The organism is Variovorax sp. OAS795 (assembly GCF_040546685.1).
Taxonomy (GTDB): Bacteria; Pseudomonadota; Gammaproteobacteria; order Burkholderiales; family Burkholderiaceae_C; genus Variovorax.
In genome coordinates this window covers 2,538,187-2,557,025 of sequence record NZ_JBEPOH010000001.1, presented here as the reverse complement: position 1 = coordinate 2,557,025, position 18,839 = coordinate 2,538,187, and the positions used below count along the sequence as shown (strand labels likewise).

Sequence of the window (18,839 nt, the reverse complement as noted above, 5' to 3'; positions counted from 1 at the left end):
GAAAGGAGCAAGGCCATGTATGCGCACATCCAGCTCGGCGTGCAGGACCTGCGGCGAATGACCGCCTTCTACGACGAGGTGCTGCGCCACTTCGGCATGGTGCGCTTCACCGACCTTGCGCGCGTGGGACCGGCCGGTGTGCTGTGGCGCCATCCGGGCACGCGCTGGCCGCAGTTCGTGATCGACCGACCGTTCAATGGCGAACCGTCCGGCGCGGCCAACGGATCCCAGGTGAGCTTCCTGGCCGCATCGCGCGAGGCCGTCGATGCCGCGTGGAAGAGCGCCCTGGCACATGGGGCCGTCGACGCGGGCGCGCCGGGCCTCAGGCCCCGGTATGCCCCGGACTTCTACGCGGCCTACTGCCTGGACCCCGAGAACCACAAGCTGTGCTTCGTGCACACCCCGGGTTCCTGAGGCGCGCGCCGCGCACCCAGGCCCGGTTCAGGACGCGCCGCCGCCCGCGGGGCCGCTGGCCGCCGACTGGTTCGAGCGGTCCGGCACGGCCGGCTGCGAGATGGTGTCCAGCGTCTGGCCGGCCTTGCGGGCGTCGCCCTTCACGGCGGCGTCGCCGAGCGAGAGGATGCCCACCAGCCGCTTGTCGCGGTCCACGACAGGCATGCGGCGAACCTGTCGGCTCGCCATCTGGTCCATCACCGCCTGGACGTCGTCCGTGTCGGTGCACCACTGGACATCCTTGGACATCACCTCGGACAGCGCGGTGTCCGGCGATCTTTTCTGCGCCACCACGCGAAGCACGATGTCGCGGTCGGTCACCATGCCCATCAGGCGCTGGCCGTCACAGACGGGAACGGCGCCGATGTCCAGCTCGTCCATGGCCTGCGCGGCCAGGGCCACGGAGTCGGAGGGCGCGAGCGTCCGCACGCCGCGGGTCATCAATTCGGATACACGGGTCATCGGGTTTCCTTCGCGTTGGTTCAGCGGCTGCGGTTCTCGGCGTTGCGCTTGCGGGTGGCGGCCGCCTTCTTGGCGGAGGCGGAACGTTCGGCCGCCGTGCGCGAGGCCGCAGCCGCACCACCCTTGTGGCCGCCCTTGCGCGAAGGTGCATGGTCCTCGGCCTTGCCGCGCCCGCTGCCGCTCTTCTTGCCGCCGCCGGTCTCGGCATTGACGGTGGCCCACGCGCGCTTCTCGGCTTCCTGCTTGGCCACGCCGCGATGCTCGTAGCCCTTCTCGATGTGCTCGGCCTGGCGTTTCTGCTTGTCCGTATAGGACGACTTGTCACCTCTTGGCATGTTGCTCTCCTGGTGGGTGAAGGAAAACGAATCGTGCGCCGCTCATCCGCCGCTGGGGTCGGAAGACACAGGGCTTGCGCGTCGGAGCAGTCTGGCGGGGGCCCGCTGTGGGATTGCGCCGACGGGCCGTGACGCGCATTGCACGACATTGCGGCTCCCGGCCCGCACGGAACATCGCTGCGAACGAAACGAAATGGAGTCCCGATGAAGCAAACGGTCAGTGACTTCGTGGTGCAGCGCCTGCAGGACTGGGGCGTGCGTCGCGTCTACGGCTACCCCGGCGACGGCATCAACGGCCTCATGGGCGCGCTCGACAGGGCCGGCGGCGCGATCCAGTTCGTGCAGAGCCGGCACGAGGAGCTCGCCGCCTTCATGGCCTGCGCGCATGCCAAGTTTTCCGGCGAGGTGGGCGTGTGCCTGGCCACCTCGGGTCCGGGCGCCATCCACCTGCTGAACGGCCTGTACGACGCGAAGCTCGACCACCAGCCGGTGGTCGCCATCGTGGGCCAGCAGAAGCGCAGCGCACTCGGCGGCGACTACCAGCAGGAGGTGGACCTCGTCTCCCTGTTCAAGGACGTGGCGCACGAGTTCGTGCAGATGGCCACCAGCGCGGAACAGGTGCGCCACCTGGTCGACCGCGCGATGCGCATCGCGCGCGACCGCAAGGCCGTGACCTGCGTGATCTTTCCCAACGACGTGCAGGAGCTGCCCGCCGTCCCCGTGCCGCCGCGCGAACACGGCACGGTGCACAGCGGCATCGGCGCCACGGCCCGCGCGACGGTACCGGACGGGGTGGCGCTGCAGCGTGCGGCGGACATCGTCAACGCAGGCCGCAAGGTCGCCATCCTCGCGGGCGCGGGCGCCCTGCATGCGACAGACGCGTTGATCGAGGGGGCCGATCGGCTCGGTGCCGGCGTCGCCAAGGCCTTGCTGGGGAAGGCCGCGGTGCCCGACGACCTGCCCTTCGTGACCGGCGCCATCGGCGTGCTCGGCACCCGGCCCAGCTCGCGCATGATGGAAGAGTGCGACACCCTGCTGATGGTGGGCTCCTCGTTCCCCTATGCCGAGTTCCTGCCGCCCGAAGGACAGGCGCGCTGCGTGCAGATCGACACCGACCCTCGCGCGCTGGGCCTGCGCTACCCGGCCGAACTGGGCCTGGTCGGCGACAGCCGCGCCACGCTTGCCGCGCTGCTGCCGCTGCTGGAGCCCAAGGCGCATGGCGAGTGGCGCCAGGGCATCGAGGCCGATGTGGCGCAATGGTGGCGCGTGCTCGAGGCGCGCGCCCATGTCGAGGCCTCGCCGCTGAACCCGCAGCGCGTCTTCTGGGAACTGTCCTCGCGCCTGCCCGATAAGAGTGTGCTGACCTGCGACAGCGGCACGGCCGCCAACTGGTTCGCACGCGACGTCAAGCTGCGCCGCGGCATGAAGGCCAGCCTTTCGGGCGGCCTCGCGACCATGGGGCCCGCGCTTCCCTATGCGATTGCCGCCAAGCTGGTCCACCCCGACCGGCCCGTTGTCGCGATGCTCGGCGACGGCGCCATGCAGATGAACGGGCTGAACGCACTCATCACCCTTGCCCGCATGTGGCGCGACTGGGCCGATCCGCGGCTGGTGGTGCTGGTGCTCAACAACCGCGATCTCAACCTCGTGAGCTGGGAGCAGCGCGTGCTCGGCGGCGATCCGAAATTCGACGCCTCGCAGGACCTGCCCGACTTTCCCTATGCGCGTTTCGCGGAGATGCTGGGCCTTGCGGCGCTGCGCGTGGACACGCCCGAGGCCATCGGGCCGGCCTGGGACGCCGCCTTTGCGTCCGACCGGCCGATGCTGCTCGAGATGGTGACCGACGCCGCCGTGCCGCCGCTCCCGCCCGATGTCTCGATGGCACAGGCCAAGGCCTATCTCTCGGCCCTGTGGCACGGCGACCCGGAGGCGATGCGCACCATCAAGGCCGTTGCGCGCGAGTACTGGGCCAGCGCCACCGCGTGAACGGCCGCGCGGTTCGGGTACCCATTCACTGGCCGGTCTTGACGCCGGCGCGCGCCTTCGCTTCCTCGGCGCTGGCGCGCGAAAGGCATGCAGCCCTGTCGACCTCCTGCAGGTCCCTGCATTTTTCGACAGCAATCTCGTAGTGCACCGCGACCCGCGTTTCCGCGAGCCGGCGGGCGTTGGCGTCGCTGGGGTTGCGCTGCTGGTCGAGTTCAGCCAGCGCGATCCTCTCGCGACCCTGGGCCTCCTTGACGCAGACGGTCTTTGCGGGCGCAGCCAGGAATTCGCACTGCCCCAGGGCCGCCTTGGACGTGGCGCCGATCCGGTTGCGGGCAGCGCCGTATTCGACGGTACTGGGATCGATCTCGGCCGGGTGCGGCGGCTGGACCTGCGCCCCCGCCGGCAGCACTGCCGCGCCCAGTATCCAGGCGGCGGCGAACAACGCGTGAAGTCTTTGCATGGCGATCTCCTTTGTCTGGATCCGCGTCCGGGCAGTGTGCGCGCCGCGCGGGCTCGCCCGGTAGGACGTGGCCGAGCACTTCGGGCGGCGGTGGCGCTGAATGCGGGAAGCATCCAGCGGCCCAAGCGTCGGCGCGTGCTTACGGACGCTTCGCAAGGCGTCCTACCAGTCGTTCGCCGCCGGCTCCTATATTGATTTCGACGCCGGCATTTCCGTTGCAAGAAAAACCACCGTGCGTCCAGGAGATCACACCATGAAGAAACTGCTATTGATGTGTGCCGCAGCATCCTGCCTGACCGCCTTCCAGGTGCATGCGCAAGTGACCACCACACCCTCCGCCGCGACGGATCCGGCCATGGCCGAATTCAAGGCTGCGCGCGACAAGATCGCGGCCGACTACAAGTCGGCCAAGGCGGCCTGCGACGCCATGAAGGACAACGCCAAGGACGTCTGCATGGAAGAAGCCAAGGGCAAGGAAAAGATTGCCAAGGCCGAACTCGACCAGAAGCAGAAGCCCAGCGACAGCAACGCCCGCAAGGTCGCCGAAGCCAAGGTGGAAGCACGCTACGAGGTCGCCAAGGAAAAGTGCGACGACCAGAAGGGCGACGCCAAGGATGCGTGCGTGAAGCAGGCCAAGGCCGAGGAAGCCAAGGGCAAGGCCGACATCAAGGCAATGAAGAAGTGACGAATGGCGCGCGACCCCGGCATGGCAAAGACGAACGGGTGAAGCCGTTGCAGACGCTCGCCATGTCGGACGCGCTGCGCGCCCAGTTGTCTGCCGAGAATCTGCTGGCCATCAATTCGCACGGCCAGGAGATTCTCCACGGCCTGGACTTCGACGAATCGCAGCTTTTCGTCGACTGCGGCGAACGCCCCGCAGACCCCTCCACGCAGCAGCGATGCGCCGAACTCGTCATCAAGCACGAGCGGGCGCGCCTGCGGATCGCAACCGTCGACGACGAGCGCACAGCGGGCAAATACTGACGCGGATGCGCCTCAGCGCAGTGTCGCAAGGTACGCGGCGATGTCGCGTGCGTCCTGCTCCGCCACCCCCATCTCCGGCATGGCCGTGCGGCGATCGACCTCGTGCGTGTGGCGCAACCAGCGCACCATGTTGTCCGGCGTGTTGGCCAGCTTGCCTGCAATCAGCGTACGGGCGCCGATGCCGACGAGCGGCGGCCCCACGTTCGGGAACGAACTCGTGACACCCGGAATGGTGTGGCAGGCATTGCAGGCGTACTGGTGGAGCGCGCGCGCGCCTCGTGCGACGTCGCCCGCAACGGCTGCCGATGCATTGGCCACCGCGCCGCAGGCCGCCGTGCCTGGGGCGCCCTGCACGGCTGCCGGCCCGACACGCGTCGCCTCCTCGTACTGCCTGGGGCTGAGATCGGGCAGGCGCGCGAGGAAGGCCACCACCGCCCACAGCTCGTCGTCGGACAGCCTGTACTCCCACGCCGGCATGCCGCTCATCTTGATGCCGTGCCGGGTGATCCAGTAGAGCTCCCGCGGCGCCCAGTGGTGGCGCGCGTCGACCAAGGGGCCGGGCAGCGGCTGCATGCTCTTGCCGATGTCGCCCTGCGCGACGCCCGGCGCGCCGTGGCACTGCACGCACTTGTCCCGAAAGCACGCGGCGCCGCGCAGCACCATCGCCTCGTCGTCGAGCCGCGGAGTCTCGATGCTGCGGGCCCGGAGTTTCACCGACCGGTGCATGGCGGTTTCGAGCAGCGAATGGACCGGCTGTGTGTGCTGCACCGTGGCCGCAACGTTGTAGAGCCCGCCGTACACCACCAGCGCGCCCACCGCCGCGCCTGCAAGGCCCAGCGCGGCAACAGTGAGAAGAATGGTCTTCGGCGCACCCATCGGCAGCATTCGATTGGCGGCATTGTCCGACGCGCACCAGCGCCGCCGTGTCGGCGCAGGCCGCGTTCGAATCCGCAGAATGGTGGCATGGTGGCCGCACCGTCGTACCGCGCTCCGTACCGCGCGCTCCCGCTCGCCCTGCTGGCGCTGGCGGCGCTCGCGGGCGGGTGCACGGCAGAAGAACGACCCGATCGCGCGCCCGCCGCGCAGCGCGAGCGCGGACGCCTGCTGCTGGCCCAGTACCAGTGCGGAAGCTGCCACGCCATTCCCGACGTGCAGGCCGCGCGCGGACGCACGGGGCCCACGCTCATGGCTTTCGGCCGCCGCAGCTACATCGCCGGAGAGGTGCCCAACGGCGCCGAGCATTTGGTGCGCTGGATCGTGGCGCCCGCCGCACTCGTGCCCGGCACCACGATGCCTGCAATGGGAGTCTCGCCCGACGATGCGCGCGACATGGCGGCCTACCTGCTTGCGCTCGAATGACCGCAACGAGCCAGGCGCAGCCCCAATCCGCCCTGCGCGCCGCGGGGCCCGTGGCGGACACGCTGCTCGACGTGAGCGTGGTGTTGACGGTGGGCGCCACGCTGATCTTCGCCGGCGTGATGCTGCTGCTCGCCCTTGCCGTGGGGCGCCGCAAGCGCGGCGCCATCGGCACGCGCTGGTGGATCGTCGGCGGCGGCCTGGTGTTTCCGGCCGTGGTGCTGTTGGCGCTCTTCGTCTACAGCGAATGGCACCGGCCGCCATGGCGCCCCATTCCGCCGGCGGACGCGCTGATCGTCGGCGTCACCGGCCACATGTGGTGGTGGGAGGTGCGCTATCGCGACCCCGCCACCGGGGCCGAGGTGGTCACGGCCAACGAGATCCGCATCCCGGTCGGCCGGCCGGTGTACTTCGGCCTCGGCAGCGCGGACGTGATCCACAGCTTCTGGGTGCCATCGCTCGGCGGCAAGATGGACATGCTGCCCGGCCGCGTGCAGCACCTGCTGCTGCAGGCCGGCCGGCCCGGCACCTGGCGCGGCCAGTGCGCCGAATACTGCGGCGAACAGCATGCGCGCATGGCGCTGCACGTGGTCGCGGAAGAGCCCGCGGCCTTCGATGCATGGTTGGCGGCGCAGGCCAGGCCCGCGAATGCATCCGCAACATCGTCGGCATCGAGCGAGGTGGCGCGCGGCCGGGAGGCTTTCCTCGCGCACCGCTGCAACGCCTGCCACACGGTGCGCGGCGTGAGCGAGGAAAGCCGCCTCGGGCCCGACCTCACCCATGTCGGGAGCCGGCTGCACCTGGGCGCCGGCACAGTGCCCAACGATCCCGGGCAGCTCGCGGCGTGGGTGGCCCATACGCAGCAGCTCAAACCCGGCGCGCGCATGCCCTCGTCGGGCGCGCGCATCGCCGAGGCAGACCTTCAATCGATCGCCGCCTGGCTCACGCAGCTGAAGTAGATGAAGCAGACTCTCGACGCCCTTGCCGACCTGCCGCCGCGCCCCGCCGGAGAGCGCGAGGCGCTCGAGCGTGCATGGCGCCCGCCCACCGGATGGCGGCAGCTTTCGGCGGTGAACAACACGCGCATCGGCGTGTTCTACATCGCGACGGCGATGCTCTTCTTCGTGCTGGCCGGCGTGCTGGCGCTCATGATGCGCACGCAGCTCGCGGTGCCCGACAACGGGCTGATCGACGCGCGGACCTACAACCAGCTCTTCACGATGCACGGCACCGTGATGATGTTCCTGTTCGCGGTGCCCATCGTCGAGGCGGTGGCCATCTACCTGCTGCCGGGCATGCTCGGCGCGCGCGACCTGCCCTTCCCGCTGCTGTCGGCCTATGCGTTCTGGGCCTACGCGATCGGTGGCCTCGCGTTCTTCTGCACCCTGTTCTTCGGCCAATCGCCGGACGGCGGCTGGTTCATGTACCCGCCGCTCACCAGCAAGGAATTTTCGCCCGGGCGCGGTGCCGACTGGTGGCTGCTGGGCATCGGGTTCATCGAGATCTCGGCCATTGCGGGCGCCATCGAGCTGATCGTCGGCATCCTCTTCACGCGCGCGCCGGGCATGACGCTCGCGCGCATGCCGATCTTCGCCTGGGCCATGCTGGTGAGCGCGTTGATGATCGCCATCGCGTTTCCGGCCGTGATTGCCGCGACGCTGCTGCTCGAACTGGAGCGCGCATTCGACTGGCCGTTTTTCATTCCCGCGCGCGGTGGCGATCCGCTGCTGTGGCAGCACCTGTTCTGGTTCTTCGGCCATCCCGAGGTGTACATCATCTTCCTGCCCGCGGCGGGCATGGTCTCGATGATGGTGGCCACCCTGGCGGGCACGCCGCTGGTGGGGCACCGCGCCGTGGTGCTGGCGCTCATCGGCGTGGGCGCCGTGAGCTTTGCGCTGTGGGCGCACCACATGTTCACCGCCGGCCTCGGCAACCTGTCGCTGCTGGTGGTGTCGGCCGCCAGCTTCATCGTCGCGATCCCGAGCGGCGTGCAGGTGTTCGCATGGATCGCCACTTTCTGGCGCGGCCGCGTCGCGCTCAATGCGCCCACGCTGTTCCTGCTCGGCTTTCATTTCATCTTCGTGCTGGGCGGCCTCACCGGCGTGATGGTGGCGGTGCTGCCCTTCGACTGGCAGGCGCACGACAGCTACTTCATCGTGGCGCACCTGCACTACGTGCTGATCGGCGGCATGGTGTTTCCGGTGTTCGCGGGGTTCTACTACTGGGCGCCGCTGTTCAACGGCCATTGCCTTTCGGAACGCTGGGGCCGCTGGGTGTTCGGGCTCATGTTCGGCGGCTTCAACCTCGCGTTCTTTCCGATGCACATCGCGGGCATGCTCGGCATGCCACGGCGCGTTTACACCTATGGCGCCGACCTGGGCTGGAACACGCTCAACATGCTGTCGACCGTCGGCGCCTACATCCTGGCGGCCGGCGTGCTGCTCTTCTTCATCGATGCGTTCCGCACGCTGCGCCGCCCGTCGCGCGACCACGGCGATCCGTGGCGCGCGGGCACGCTCGAATGGCTGCCGCCGCGCGAATACGGCGCACGCAGCATCCCGCAGGTGGATTCGCCCTATCCGCTGTGGAAGCAGCCGGCGCTGCCCCGAGAGGTCGAGGCCGGGGCGCACTGGTTGCCGGGCACGGCGTTCGGCGGCCGCGAAACGCTCATCACAAGCCTGCGCGACGCCCGCCCCATGCACCTGCTGCGCCTGCCCTCCGACAGCTGGTGGCCGCTGGCGGCGGCAGCGGGCACCGCGGGTTTCTTTCTTCTTCTCACGGTGGCGCAGACCCTGCTGGCCTCTGCATGCGGCGTGTTCGCCGTGGCGTGCATCCTGCGCTGGCTCTGGGATTCCGACCGCGTGCCCCCGGCCGCCACGGCCGACGTGGGCCACGGCGTGCGCCTGCCGGTCGGCGCACAGGGCCAGGCCTCTCATTCGTGGTGGGCGATGGTGGTGCTGATTGCGGTGGACATGACGATCTTCGTCTCGCTGCTGTACACCCACGTGCACCTTGCCATGGCAAGCGACGTTTGCCCGCCGCCCGGCGCCGCGTTGCCGGCGGCGCGCTGGCCCCTGGGCGCGGCGCTGCTGCTCGCGGCCGGCTCTGGCGCCATGGCACTGGCGACGCGTGCGTTGCGCACGGCGGCTTCGCGCACCCAGCGCCTGCTGCGCCTCCTCATTTCGATGGCCATGCTCTGTGCAGCCGCCTCGGCCGCGCTCGACGTCGGCGGCCACCTGCTGGCCGGCCTCGACCCGCGCGCACAAGGCTGGAGTGCATCGGTCGGCATGCTGCTGGGCTACCAGGCCTTCCACGTCGCCGTGCTGCTGCTGATGGGAAGCTACGTGCTGGCGCGCTCGTGGACCGGGCGGCTGCAGCCCCAGGCCCGCGCGACGATCGACAACACCGGGCTGATGTGGCATTGCGTGACGGCACAGGGAATCATCGGCGCGCTCATGGTGCAACTGGTGCCGCGGCTGCTGGGTTGAACAGCCGTTCTCAGGAGGCCTGCGCGCCGATCATCCAGCAGGCCGCGGTGAAGCGGACGTCGGCGCCGTGCACATAGGGCGCGAAGGCAGCGCGCATCGCGTCGATCACCTGGGTGCGCACGGGCTCCCCGGCATCCTGGAGAACCAGCCCGACCGGGCCGAGACGCGTGATGTAGCCGATCAGATCGCTCCCGGGCATGGCGCACTCGACATCGACCGGCCGGACGTCGATGCCGCCCCAGCCGCTCTCTTCGAGGATGGAAGCCACCCGCTGCCGGTCTGCGAAAGCGAACTGCCCCGGCGCACCGGGCTTGCGCGGCGGCAGGCTCGGCAGCAGCGGTGCCGCAGCGCGTTCGCCCGTCGTCATGAACGGGTTTTCCGCGGCGCTTCGCCACGCGATGGCCCGCAGGGCCGCACCTTTGCTCGCGGCATGGCGCAGGTTCCCGAAGGCCTGCACGGGGCTGTCGAAAAACATCACGCCGAAGCGCGAAACGATCAGATCGAAACTCACGGGCTCGAAGGCATGCCGCTGCACGTCGGCGCAGATGAAGCTTGCCGCCGCACCTTCGCGCTCAGCGCGCGACCGGGCCGTGGCGATCATCGGCGCCGAGATGTCGGCGCCGACGCATCGCCCGCCGGCGCCGAGCGCCCGCGCCATGGCGAGCGTGGTGGCGCCCGTGCCGCAGCCCACGTCGAGCACCCGGTGTGCGGCCGTGGCGCGTGCCTCGTGCACCAGCATGTCTTCGAACGGTGCGAACAAGCGGTCGAGCGAGGGCTGCGCATCGACCCATGCGCGCCCCGCGGGGCCGTTCCAGAGTGCTGCCTGTTCGCTGCCTGTGTGTCGATTGACGCTCATGATCGTTTTCCTTGCATGCCTGAAGCGGCGGAAGCTAGACTGTGCAACTTCAAGTCGACTTGAGGTCAAGAGGTGACGACACACCTGGACATCGCCGAAGTGGCGCAGCAATCCGGCGTTCCCGCATCGACGCTGCGCTTTTATGAAGAAAAGGGGCTGATCGCCTCGACCGGCCGGCGCGGCCTGCGCCGCCTGTTCGACGGGGGCGTGCTGGAGCGGCTGGCGCTGATCGCGGTGGGACGCTCCGCGGGCTTTTCGCTCGACGAGATTGCGCAGATGTTCGCCCCCAGTGGAACGCCGCGCATCGACCGCCGGATGCTCGCTGCCAAGGCCGACGAACTCGACCGCACCATCCGCAAGCTCAGCGCCATGCGCGACGGCCTGCGGCATGCCGCGGCCTGCCCGGCCCCCAGCCACATGGAGTGCCCGACCTTCCAGCGCATCGTGCGGGCTGCGGCATCCGGCGCCATCAAGCGATCGCCCAAGTCCAAGGCAGGCCCGGCGACTCCACTAAGATTCGCCCGCCCCTGACTCCGCCGCCGGCCGGCATCGCCCATGACGCACTCCCTGCGCCGCGTTCTCTGTGTTGTCGTGCTTTGCCTGCCGGCCTGGGTGCTGGCATCGGAGCCCTCCCGGTTCACCACCGCCTTGCGAGAGACAACCCTCGGCGGCAATGCGGCCGAGGCTTTCTTCCTTGTCGGCCTGATGCGCAGCGCCGGCGCGCCGGCTGCCGAGGTGGAGGCCTTGCGCCAGGAGCTGCTGCATGCGTACGTGGGGCAGATCACCGGCCCGGCGCCGGCACCCGCGCCCCGGCCCGGGCCCTGGGAGTCCCTGAAGCGCCGGCTGCCCGGCATGGCCCCTGCCCCTGCAGACACCATCGCCGCCGCGATCACGCGCGGCCAGGCGCGAAGCCCCGTGCTCGAGGCACCGTTTCGCGCGGCCTGGCAAGGCGCGATCAACCAGGGCCTGTCCCCGCAATGGGAGACCGGCGCCGCGCGCGCTCCCTTCTTCACCTTCGAGATGCGCGACATGCAGCCCGTCGCACCCGGCCTCTGGGCTGCGCCGACCGCCGGCGGCAAAGTGCACCTCATGCTGGCGCTGCGCCTCGTCAACACCTCGACGCAGCCGCTGCCCGTGTTCCGGCCCGGCATCGTCCTGGGCGGTGCGCCCGGCAGCGGCCTCGATGGCCTGGCCTTTGCCTGCACCTGGGATCGCCCGGAGCGCCGCCAGAGCGAGATGGAGGCCAATGCCGTGACGCTGGTGCAGCCGGGCGAAACATCCGCGCCCCTGGCTTGCGATGCGCAGCCCGCTCCCATGTACTGGCGCGACCAGTTGCCGGCGCTCATGGCCGCTGGCGCCTCCGCCAAGCCGCTCCTGGTGCCGCACGACCTGGACGACAAGCGGCGCCTGTATCACCTGGAGGCGGCGCTCGCGGCACTCGCGCCCGAGGGCGAAGAGTGGAGCCGGCAGCTCACGACGGCCCGCCAGGAGCCCGCGCGGCAGTGGGCCCCGGGCGCGAGCGCGCTGGAGCCGCCCGTCTCGAGCCGCTGGGCCGCGCAGCCCCACCAGGGCTGGAAGGGTTCGGTCGAAGCGCTGAAATACTTCCTTGGCGCCACCGTCCTCGCCCTGGGCTTGTTCGCCGCCGGGCGCGGCCTGCTTCGCCTCGGCATGCCGAAGCTCGTCATATCGGCGGGCACGCTGCTGGCCGGCGCCGGCATGACCGTGCTGGCCACCGCGAGGGTGAACAGCGGCGGCACAGGCTACGACCATCCGCTGTACACCGGCATCGCCTTGTGGAGCCTCTACTTCGGCCCTGTTCTCCTGTGCGTGCTGGCCCTGCACGGCCTCTACAAGCTGCTGGACAACGAACAGATCAGCTGGTGGGACACCGTGGCCAGCGGCTGGCGCAGCGCACTCGATCTTGCGTCCCCCACCAGCCGCGCCGAGTTCTGGGGCTTTGTCGGCCACTGCGCCTGGCTGTGGGCGCTTGCGCGCATCTGCCTCATGCCGCTGGACCGCTGGATCGGCCTCGCACTGCTGCTGCCACTCGCGACACTGACCGTGCGCCGCGTGCGCAGCATGTCGCGTGCCGAGATGACCGCGGTGGCCGTGACTGCAGCCTGCGTCGTGCTGCTGATCCTGGCCTGAGCTGAGAAGCTGCCCACGCCCGACCGGCTCCTACAGCACGACGGTGCCATGGCCGATGCGCCGCAGATTTTGAGGATCGACAGTTGCGCTCTGGGCATTGCAACCAACGCCGACATTCCCCAGAAGTGCCGGCCGGAGACTCTCCATGGCGAGCGCCAATCCCATTATTTCTTCTGAACGCGTCGAGGGAACAGCCGTCTACAACAACGCGGGCGACAAGCTCGGCAGCATCGACGATCTCATGATCGACAAGATCTCGGGCCAGGTCCGGTACGCCGTGATGGAGTTCGGCGGCTTCCTCGGCATGGGCACCGACCGCTACCCGATCCCGTGGTCCATGCTGAAGTACGACACCTCGCAGGATGGCTACGTCGTGCCGCTGGACAAGGCACAGATCGAAGGCGCGCCCCGCTACGCGAGCGACAGGGTGCCCGACTACGACGATACGTACAGCGGGACGGTGGACAAGTACTACGGGCTTTAGGAAAGCGGCGCCGCGGGCTTTGGAAGAAGCGGCGGCGCCTGGTCTGAGCAACGTGCAGTCTTGATGGCCGGCCGACGATGGCCGATAGCCGAACACGCATCGGTTGGGGGCCGTCAGTCGAAGCGCTTGTTTTCTTGCTTTCCTGCACGGCGGCCACGGGCGCCTAAGAGCAACTTGATCCCGGCGCCGATCAAGAGGCAGTCGATTGCAAGGATCGCGCTCTTTCCCAGCAACCCTGAAGCAGCGATCCGATCCATGGAACTCCAACTGAGCGGCCGCCCGCTGTTGTTCGGTGGGAATGCTCCAACTTCAGGCATGAACACATGGAACCCGTGGAGTGCAGGCAGGCCGACCAGCAAGATAGCAATGAAATGCTTCATGGGAACTACTTCCTCAACAGAACGAAGTACCAGCCGGCGTAGAGAGCAAATATCGCCAGTGCGAGCACCTGCCCGTGGGCGCACAACCTTTTGCCTTCCTCGTTGTACTTGTCCTTGCTGAAAGACCACCAGAAGATCCACCCGATCGAACGGTCTAAGCTGGAGGCTTTTTCGTTGAGGTAATCATTGGCTTTCAGGCCAAGGACGGTGTAGGTTGCTCCGACCGCTACAGAGGCGATCAGCAGGATAAAAATCCAGACAGTCATGGCAACGGCTCACCACGGGTATCAAGCGGTACATCATTGCTCATCCGTTTCAGTGGCCCGGTAAGGAATTTTGATCTACAAGTCATCCTACCTAGTGCCACTGGAACCGTGGGAAGCTGCATGAACCTCCTGGCCATCGAGGCTTACGGACGTGATCTTCCAATCCCCAGCTTTGACCAGCCTTGCAGCCAACTTGCCCGACCCCTCGGCCCCCTCCACATCGGCGGAAAACTCGGCACTTCCGCTTGGCCCGGATACACGTATCGAGTACCCGATGAAATGAAGCCGCATGCTGGGATGATCCCCGACTTGTTTTCTAATTTCGTTGGATGTCCCAACAAAAGCGACTAGCGCTTGATATGCGTCTGTTCGCAAAACGATCAAGTAGCCAGAAGCCGAAGCGAGCGGGTAGATCACGAACAGCAAAACAGCGATTAACTTCAGGATTTTCATATCACTTCCGTTGCAATAGGGGTCGCACAGCGCATGTCAATGACTCTGGAAAAATACTTACCACACCGACCTTGAGGTTCCCGCAAGCACCGGGGGCAAGAATTTCTTTGCTCATGGCCGGTGGTGCACCTGCTAGATGGTCATCGACCATCTCCCAGAGGCCACGTCCGTAGCGCACTCGCAATTCCTCCTCTTGCACCACCAATGCCGCTTCTGCCGCCCCCATCGGAATATCAAATAGCCTCACGCCGCCTTTGATGGAGGAGAGACGACCCCCAGGAGCAGGCGTGACGGGCACGGACGAATAACTGAAGCGATTCCATCCTCGCCCACGCTCCAGGAGTAATCTGGCTCCATGCCCAGTGATGCCGTGATCTCGCTCACCGGCATGGTCGTGTTTTTTATCAACAATCGAATGCTGTAGTAGTACGCAGCCTTCATAGCGACGTCGCTCAGTTCTCGCTCACTCATCACCAATCTCCCCGTTGTTTACGACCGCGATCCTGCTTCCATGGAGGCTCTCGGTCCTTACCTCGTCGACCAGATGCTTCATTGCCACCGATCATGTCGTTTGCGTTGCCGGTGTGGACCCAAGAACCGGTTGGCTGTTGAACCCAGACGTCACCGTTCGGCCCTACGCGCACGTTGTCTGCTGCACCAGCTCCGCTCTGACCTTTGATCTCCGTATGGTCTCCCGACCATCGCCACCATCGTCCAATCGGAAGAATGAATGAGCTGCCCGATCTTTTCAAGATCGCCAGTTTCAACGAGGTCCTGTGCGACCCTTCTTATTACTGCCTGTGTGATTTCCTGCACGACGATCATGTTCGTCGCCCAAACGTACAGCCCATTCGCAGTTTCGCCAGTGCTTCCCCAACGCGCCATGAGCGTCTCTAGGTTGTGAGGGTGAAAAAGGTCAGGCTATACGCGCGGCCGTCGGACAGTTCAATCCGAACATCGACGTTGTCGTCTTTCGTAGGCTCAGTGAGACCGATGGGGCATGGACGGAAAAGTCGCGTGGCGCTATCGCGGGACCCTAGGGTATGGCAATTCGATGCCGCGCTCACTACAGGTGGCTTCGTAGTGGTCCCGCGCAGCAGAGAGCTGCTCCCACAACATCTGAATCTCCGCCGCCATGTCTTCTACGTCTTCTGGTTGATTGGACTTCGCGAGACTGCGCATTTCGTCCAGACGGCGCACCAAACCATTCAGCGTATCGCCTTGGATGACCACCCCCGGATAGTTGCGCTCCGGTAGTTGTACAACTGCAAAATTAATCGGGTCGCTCAGCAGCTCAAGTGTTTTGGTCATGGCTATCTTTTTCCAGGGGGAGAAGAAATGAACGGCCTATCCGAATCTACTGTGTCGACCAAGATGTCTTGGTTGCGTCGTTCGCCAATACTTCTAGGCCCCTCCGGTAGCGAGCTTGGTACGCGTTGTGCAAACGAGCGGCGCTCCTAAGCAGGCAAGAGAAAAATCTTCTCGGCCACGATGCGAATCACATCGCCTGACTGCATCTCAATGTTCAGAATTTTCCCGTGACCAGATGAGGCCTCGCCCTCCGTCACCTCGTTGACGCTCACGCTCGGACCCCATTCGTTCATTTTCGGGACTCGCAACTCCTGGACTGCTTCAGCTACCAGCACTCTCCGTGTGAGCGTCGAGTCTTCCAATTCGATCGTGACTTGACCTGACTTCCATTCGAAATCCACTCTCACTAGGGTCCAGTCATGCAGTAGATTTTTATTCATGGGGTTCTTGGGGTGATAGGTAGATGTGCGGCGGGTGAGTTTGGCTGAACACCATTTCCATTTATATCCAATCGATTGCCGGCGGGATCATTTACATGTGCATGGTCTCCGTACACCAGTATGCGTTGCTCTCCAGTGACCGGGTCTACATACGCGCCCCTTCCTCCCTTCGGATCAGGCCCCTTTCAGAAGGTGCGGAATGCGATCTAGCGACACACGAGGTGGCGCTGTCCAAGCGATGAATCAAGGGCTCCGAAGCTGTAACGACGCGGGCTTCCGCGAACTTGGCGACAGCGATGAGGCGCAACCATTTTTGTTGCCGTAGGGTCGCCTAGTCGGAAGAATGAATGAGCCACCCGATCTTTTCAATATTGCCAGTTTCAACAAGGTCCTGAGCGACCTTCCTGATCACTGCCTCCGAGATTGACTGCACGACGACCATGTTCCTCTCCCAGACGTACAGCCCATGGGCGCATTCTCCAGTCTTCCCCCAGCGAGCCATCAGCGTCACCAAGTTAGCGACGGTGAAAAAGGCTAGGCTGTACGCGCGGCCATCAGCCAGCTCGACCCGAACATCGACATTGTCATCCTCCGTCGGCTCAGGAAAACCGGTGGGGTAGTGAAGAGAAAAATCCATCATTTCTTTCGTCCGAAGGTTTTCAGCACTTCGTTGATAACGGATTGCTGATTATCTTTGTTCGACTTTCCAAGAATCTCAGTGCCATTCGGTGTCTCGCGAAAATAAACGCGGCTCCCGTCATCGCCACGAGCTTCCGACAATCCATCCCCAATAGGCTTACTTCCTCTGCCCGGATTGGTGTTGCCGTTTCGAGGTTCGCAAACCTGTTCTTCGCCCCCGTCGGCTTGTCCTCCCCGAACGCGCTGTAGCTCCACTGCCAGACGGCTTGCCCGCTGGCATTGCTGAGTTTGCGCGGCGTGTTCAGGTGGTCGCTGTGCACCGCATAGGTGGCCCCATCGATCACCGCCGCGATCGGCACCGGCCCGTTCGCCGTCGGCAGGTAGAAGTAGCTGGCCTGCCCCGCACGGTTCGCTCCGCCGCTGCCCGCTTCGGCAGTCAGCGTGCCCTGCTCGTCGTAGACATACGCATAGCCCAACTGCTCGGCTTGGTTCGTGGCTGGGCTCCACAGCTTGGTGAAGAACGCGATCAGGCTCTGCATGAAGCCCGGGTCGGCTTCGTCGCCCTGGCCCGGCGGGTACAGCGGCTCGGTCTTGAACACGCGCTGGCCCAGCGCGTTGTGCGCGTAGCGCGTGGTCGGGCTCACGTCGGTGGCGCCGGTGGTGGCCGCGGCCAGGCGGCCTTCGGCGTCATAGGTGTAGCTTCGCAGACCCGCGGCGACCGGTGGTCCGTCACCTGTCTGAAGACCAACGGGACGATCTACAGCGGCATCGGCCCCTTAGATATCCTGCGCGAACGCGTCATCGGCTGAATCGCGACAATAGCAACTGTTCGATTTGGCCAGCTGAGACGAGGTCGTTTACAAGGAGAAGGCCATTCCGAAACGTTCTCCAGCTCGGATAACGGAATAGCCGCCAAAATCCTGAACCGTCTCCACCGTCAGTTCGCCCGCTTTGAAAGTCGCTGACTCCTTCTCATCTAAAAGGATGTCGACGTAGCCGCCATCTCTATTGAACTTGAGTCGCTTATCGCTCACGAACTCTCTGTAGACAGGATGAGTGTTTGTGTCAATCTCTGAGTCGAGCCAGTAGTACCGTACACCAACCACTCGTCCATCGAGCGCACAAAGGTGATCGTAGAAATATCCGCCAAGTGTGACGTCATCAGTTTCAGTCCAAGCTTCAGCCTCGGCTTGTTCAGCGGCTACGGGTATCAAGCGATACATCATTGATCAATCCGTTTCAGTAGTTCAAGTCTTGCTTTTTGGAGCGCAGCTGCAGCGGCGCTCCCAGTCTGCTCATAGTTGCTGACGGCGCGATTGGCCAATTCCCTATACGCGCCTATTGCCTCATCCGTCAGTCCAGCAGGGCGCGAGGGATTTTCCGCCGCCTCTTCGGCCCCTTTCATGCCGGAGCCAAAAAGGTCGCGCAACAACCGCGTCTGCTCAGGCCCGATCATGCCTTCAGCTCTTCTTGGCTGTACCGCCCGGTCCGCTGTCGTAGCTCTGGAAGTAGTTTTAGAACATCCCCCGATGGGCGCGCCATCACTCCAGGAGCACATACAAGCCTAGGGTTCGTCCGCTTGGCGTAGCACGACTCTTCGTCACGAGTTCGCAGGGCTCAGCGTCTGATGACACTCAATGTCGCGACACTCCTAGAATCCCCTGCTTTAGAAATGAGCAGGATAGAGTTTGCGTGGGTCAGTCTTAGACGGAAATTACTGCGTTTAGTCGGTCAATTTTCGGTGCCAATCAACCCTCCAAGAGATCACTTTCGACCATCAGCGCGCGACACCCGATCAACTTCCCGTTCGAGAATCCGCAATCCGTCATCCGCAAATCCGAAGAGAGTAGGATCCTTTTTCTTTTCGATTTCCCTTAGGCCATGCAGCACACCCTTTGCATACCCTTCTGGATAATTTCTAGCGATGAAGTCGCAGACGCCAAGGCACAGGTCTTCGTTTAGATAAGACTGATAGTTAGCGAGTATGGTCTCCGCCAGCTGCTCATAGTGCGATGACTGCAGTTTCTCCTTTTCAGTACCGAGGACTAGCAAAAAATTCCAGACTCCCGGCTTTGAGAAAAATTTCTCCTCTGACAGAAGCTCCAAGACGAATGCAAAGTAGTCCGCGGGAAAATGGGAAAACTCTAGAAGATCATCTTCGAAACTATCCGCAGCTCGACTGAATGCACTCTCGCATCTTTCTGGCTTTGCCAGCAAAATTTTCGCCGCGTATTCAACGAGCTTGGAATTTTCATTCATAGGAGCTTCTAGCACGGGCATTCTCTGCGGTATTGGTCTTCGAGTTCAGTGAGACGCGATACCACACAGAGGGGCAATG

Annotated in this window: 27 protein-coding genes; 10 read left to right on the top strand and 17 right to left on the bottom strand. The window is 65.2% G+C overall.

Features of this window, described 5'->3' with window-relative positions:
• Positions 1-15 precede the first annotated feature (15 nt).
• On the top strand, positions 16-414 hold the full coding sequence (locus tag ABID97_RS12325; protein WP_354398758.1) for a VOC family protein: 399 nt from the start codon (positions 16-18) through the stop codon (positions 412-414).
• A 27-nt stretch (positions 415-441) separates the two neighbouring features.
• On the opposite strand, the gene ABID97_RS12320 is transcribed toward ABID97_RS12325, so the two are convergent.
• The gene (locus tag ABID97_RS12320; protein ID WP_354398757.1) at positions 442-915 is read right to left on the bottom strand and encodes a CBS domain-containing protein; all 474 of its coding nucleotides are present in this window, start codon (positions 913-915) and stop codon (positions 442-444) included.
• 20 nt (positions 916-935) lie between these two features.
• A complete protein-coding gene (locus ABID97_RS12315) occupies positions 936-1,250 on the bottom strand; it encodes a plasmid stabilization protein (protein WP_354398756.1) in 315 nt (104 codons plus the stop codon).
• A gap of 204 nt (positions 1,251-1,454) precedes the next feature.
• Here ABID97_RS12315 and ABID97_RS12310 point away from each other — a divergent pair, with 204 nt between their 5' ends.
• Positions 1,455-3,236, top strand: a complete 1,782-nt coding sequence (locus tag ABID97_RS12310) for a thiamine pyrophosphate-requiring protein (RefSeq protein ID WP_354398755.1) — start codon at positions 1,455-1,457, stop codon at positions 3,234-3,236.
• A gap of 25 nt (positions 3,237-3,261) precedes the next feature.
• On the opposite strand, the gene ABID97_RS12305 is transcribed toward ABID97_RS12310, so the two are convergent.
• Positions 3,262-3,696 (bottom strand): hypothetical protein, encoded by a 435-nt coding sequence (locus tag ABID97_RS12305; RefSeq protein ID WP_354398754.1) that lies wholly within the window; start codon positions 3,694-3,696, stop codon positions 3,262-3,264.
• A 253-nt stretch (positions 3,697-3,949) separates the two neighbouring features.
• Here ABID97_RS12305 and ABID97_RS12300 point away from each other — a divergent pair, with 253 nt between their 5' ends.
• Positions 3,950-4,381, top strand: a complete 432-nt coding sequence (locus ABID97_RS12300; RefSeq protein ID WP_354398753.1) for a hypothetical protein — start codon at positions 3,950-3,952, stop codon at positions 4,379-4,381.
• Complete coding sequence (locus tag ABID97_RS12295; RefSeq protein ID WP_354398752.1) at positions 4,378-4,680, top strand: hypothetical protein; 303 nt, start codon at positions 4,378-4,380, stop codon at positions 4,678-4,680. The genes ABID97_RS12300 and ABID97_RS12295 overlap by 4 nt, the downstream gene beginning before the upstream one ends.
• 12 nt (positions 4,681-4,692) lie before the next feature.
• Here the strand turns inward: ABID97_RS12295 and ABID97_RS12290 are convergent, their stop codons facing one another.
• Complete coding sequence (locus ABID97_RS12290) at positions 4,693-5,556, bottom strand: c-type cytochrome (RefSeq protein WP_354398751.1); 864 nt, start codon at positions 5,554-5,556, stop codon at positions 4,693-4,695.
• Positions 5,557-5,643: 87 nt separating this feature from the next.
• Here ABID97_RS12290 and ABID97_RS12285 point away from each other — a divergent pair, with 87 nt between their 5' ends.
• Genes ABID97_RS12285 through ABID97_RS12275 form a run of 3 tightly spaced genes read left to right on the top strand, consistent with a single transcriptional unit; the run spans position 5,644 to position 9,524 of the window.
• Positions 5,644-6,039 (top strand): c-type cytochrome, encoded by a 396-nt coding sequence (locus tag ABID97_RS12285; protein WP_354398750.1) that lies wholly within the window; start codon positions 5,644-5,646, stop codon positions 6,037-6,039.
• The gene (locus ABID97_RS12280) at positions 6,036-6,995 is read left to right on the top strand and encodes a cytochrome c oxidase subunit II (RefSeq protein ID WP_354398749.1); all 960 of its coding nucleotides are present in this window, start codon (positions 6,036-6,038) and stop codon (positions 6,993-6,995) included. Before ABID97_RS12285 ends, ABID97_RS12280 begins: the two co-directional genes overlap by 4 nt.
• Positions 6,996-9,524: a cytochrome c oxidase subunit I gene (locus tag ABID97_RS12275; RefSeq protein WP_354398748.1), complete on the top strand. Its 2,529-nt coding sequence runs from the start codon at positions 6,996-6,998 to the stop codon at positions 9,522-9,524.
• 10 nt (positions 9,525-9,534) lie between these two features.
• Here ABID97_RS12275 and ABID97_RS12270 read toward each other — a convergent pair whose 3' ends face one another.
• Positions 9,535-10,380, bottom strand: a complete 846-nt coding sequence (locus ABID97_RS12270) for a class I SAM-dependent methyltransferase (protein WP_354398747.1) — start codon at positions 10,378-10,380, stop codon at positions 9,535-9,537.
• 72 nt (positions 10,381-10,452) lie between these two features.
• Here ABID97_RS12270 and ABID97_RS12265 point away from each other — a divergent pair, with 72 nt between their 5' ends.
• From ABID97_RS12265 to ABID97_RS12255, 3 genes are all read left to right on the top strand, one after another.
• On the top strand, positions 10,453-10,911 hold the full coding sequence (locus ABID97_RS12265; protein WP_354398746.1) for a helix-turn-helix domain-containing protein: 459 nt from the start codon (positions 10,453-10,455) through the stop codon (positions 10,909-10,911).
• Between the two features lie 24 nt (positions 10,912-10,935).
• Positions 10,936-12,528 (top strand): hypothetical protein, encoded by a 1,593-nt coding sequence (locus tag ABID97_RS12260; protein WP_354398745.1) that lies wholly within the window; start codon positions 10,936-10,938, stop codon positions 12,526-12,528.
• A 145-nt stretch (positions 12,529-12,673) separates the two neighbouring features.
• Entirely contained in the window at positions 12,674-13,012 is a 339-nt protein-coding gene (locus ABID97_RS12255; RefSeq protein WP_354398744.1) for a PRC-barrel domain-containing protein, read from the top strand.
• A gap of 113 nt (positions 13,013-13,125) precedes the next feature.
• Here the strand turns inward: ABID97_RS12255 and ABID97_RS12250 are convergent, their stop codons facing one another.
• The 12 genes from ABID97_RS12250 to ABID97_RS12200 form a co-directional block, all read right to left on the bottom strand.
• On the bottom strand, positions 13,126-13,392 hold the full coding sequence (locus ABID97_RS12250; RefSeq protein WP_354398743.1) for a hypothetical protein: 267 nt from the start codon (positions 13,390-13,392) through the stop codon (positions 13,126-13,128).
• Between the two features lie 5 nt (positions 13,393-13,397).
• The gene (locus ABID97_RS12245; RefSeq protein ID WP_354398742.1) at positions 13,398-13,658 is read right to left on the bottom strand and encodes a hypothetical protein; all 261 of its coding nucleotides are present in this window, start codon (positions 13,656-13,658) and stop codon (positions 13,398-13,400) included.
• An 87-nt stretch (positions 13,659-13,745) separates the two neighbouring features.
• Entirely contained in the window at positions 13,746-14,111 is a 366-nt protein-coding gene (locus ABID97_RS12240; protein ID WP_354398741.1) for a Coa1/Tim21 domain-containing protein, read from the bottom strand.
• A gap of 243 nt (positions 14,112-14,354) precedes the next feature.
• A complete protein-coding gene (locus ABID97_RS12235) occupies positions 14,355-14,582 on the bottom strand; it encodes a hypothetical protein (protein WP_354398740.1) in 228 nt (75 codons plus the stop codon).
• A gap of 552 nt (positions 14,583-15,134) precedes the next feature.
• Positions 15,135-15,422 carry a DUF6959 family protein gene (locus ABID97_RS12230; RefSeq protein WP_354398739.1) on the bottom strand — a complete coding sequence of 96 codons (288 nt, stop codon included), beginning with the start codon at positions 15,420-15,422 and terminating at the stop codon, positions 15,135-15,137.
• A gap of 146 nt (positions 15,423-15,568) precedes the next feature.
• Positions 15,569-15,862 (bottom strand): hypothetical protein, encoded by a 294-nt coding sequence (locus ABID97_RS12225; RefSeq protein WP_354398738.1) that lies wholly within the window; start codon positions 15,860-15,862, stop codon positions 15,569-15,571.
• Complete coding sequence (locus ABID97_RS29525) at positions 15,859-15,978, bottom strand: hypothetical protein (protein ID WP_503012765.1); 120 nt, start codon at positions 15,976-15,978, stop codon at positions 15,859-15,861. Before ABID97_RS29525 ends, ABID97_RS12225 begins: the two co-directional genes overlap by 4 nt.
• Positions 15,979-16,193: 215 nt before the next feature.
• Complete coding sequence (locus ABID97_RS12220; protein ID WP_354398737.1) at positions 16,194-16,499, bottom strand: hypothetical protein; 306 nt, start codon at positions 16,497-16,499, stop codon at positions 16,194-16,196.
• Positions 16,500-16,521: 22 nt separating this feature from the next.
• On the bottom strand, positions 16,522-17,145 hold the full coding sequence (locus ABID97_RS12215; RefSeq protein WP_354398736.1) for a hypothetical protein: 624 nt from the start codon (positions 17,143-17,145) through the stop codon (positions 16,522-16,524).
• Positions 17,146-17,358: 213 nt separating this feature from the next.
• Positions 17,359-17,727 (bottom strand): hypothetical protein, encoded by a 369-nt coding sequence (locus tag ABID97_RS12210; protein ID WP_354398735.1) that lies wholly within the window; start codon positions 17,725-17,727, stop codon positions 17,359-17,361.
• A complete protein-coding gene (locus tag ABID97_RS12205) occupies positions 17,724-17,957 on the bottom strand; it encodes a hypothetical protein (protein ID WP_354398734.1) in 234 nt (77 codons plus the stop codon). Before ABID97_RS12205 ends, ABID97_RS12210 begins: the two co-directional genes overlap by 4 nt.
• Before the next feature lie 308 nt (positions 17,958-18,265).
• Complete coding sequence (locus tag ABID97_RS12200; protein ID WP_354398733.1) at positions 18,266-18,760, bottom strand: hypothetical protein; 495 nt, start codon at positions 18,758-18,760, stop codon at positions 18,266-18,268.
• Positions 18,761-18,839: the final 79 nt, after the last annotated feature.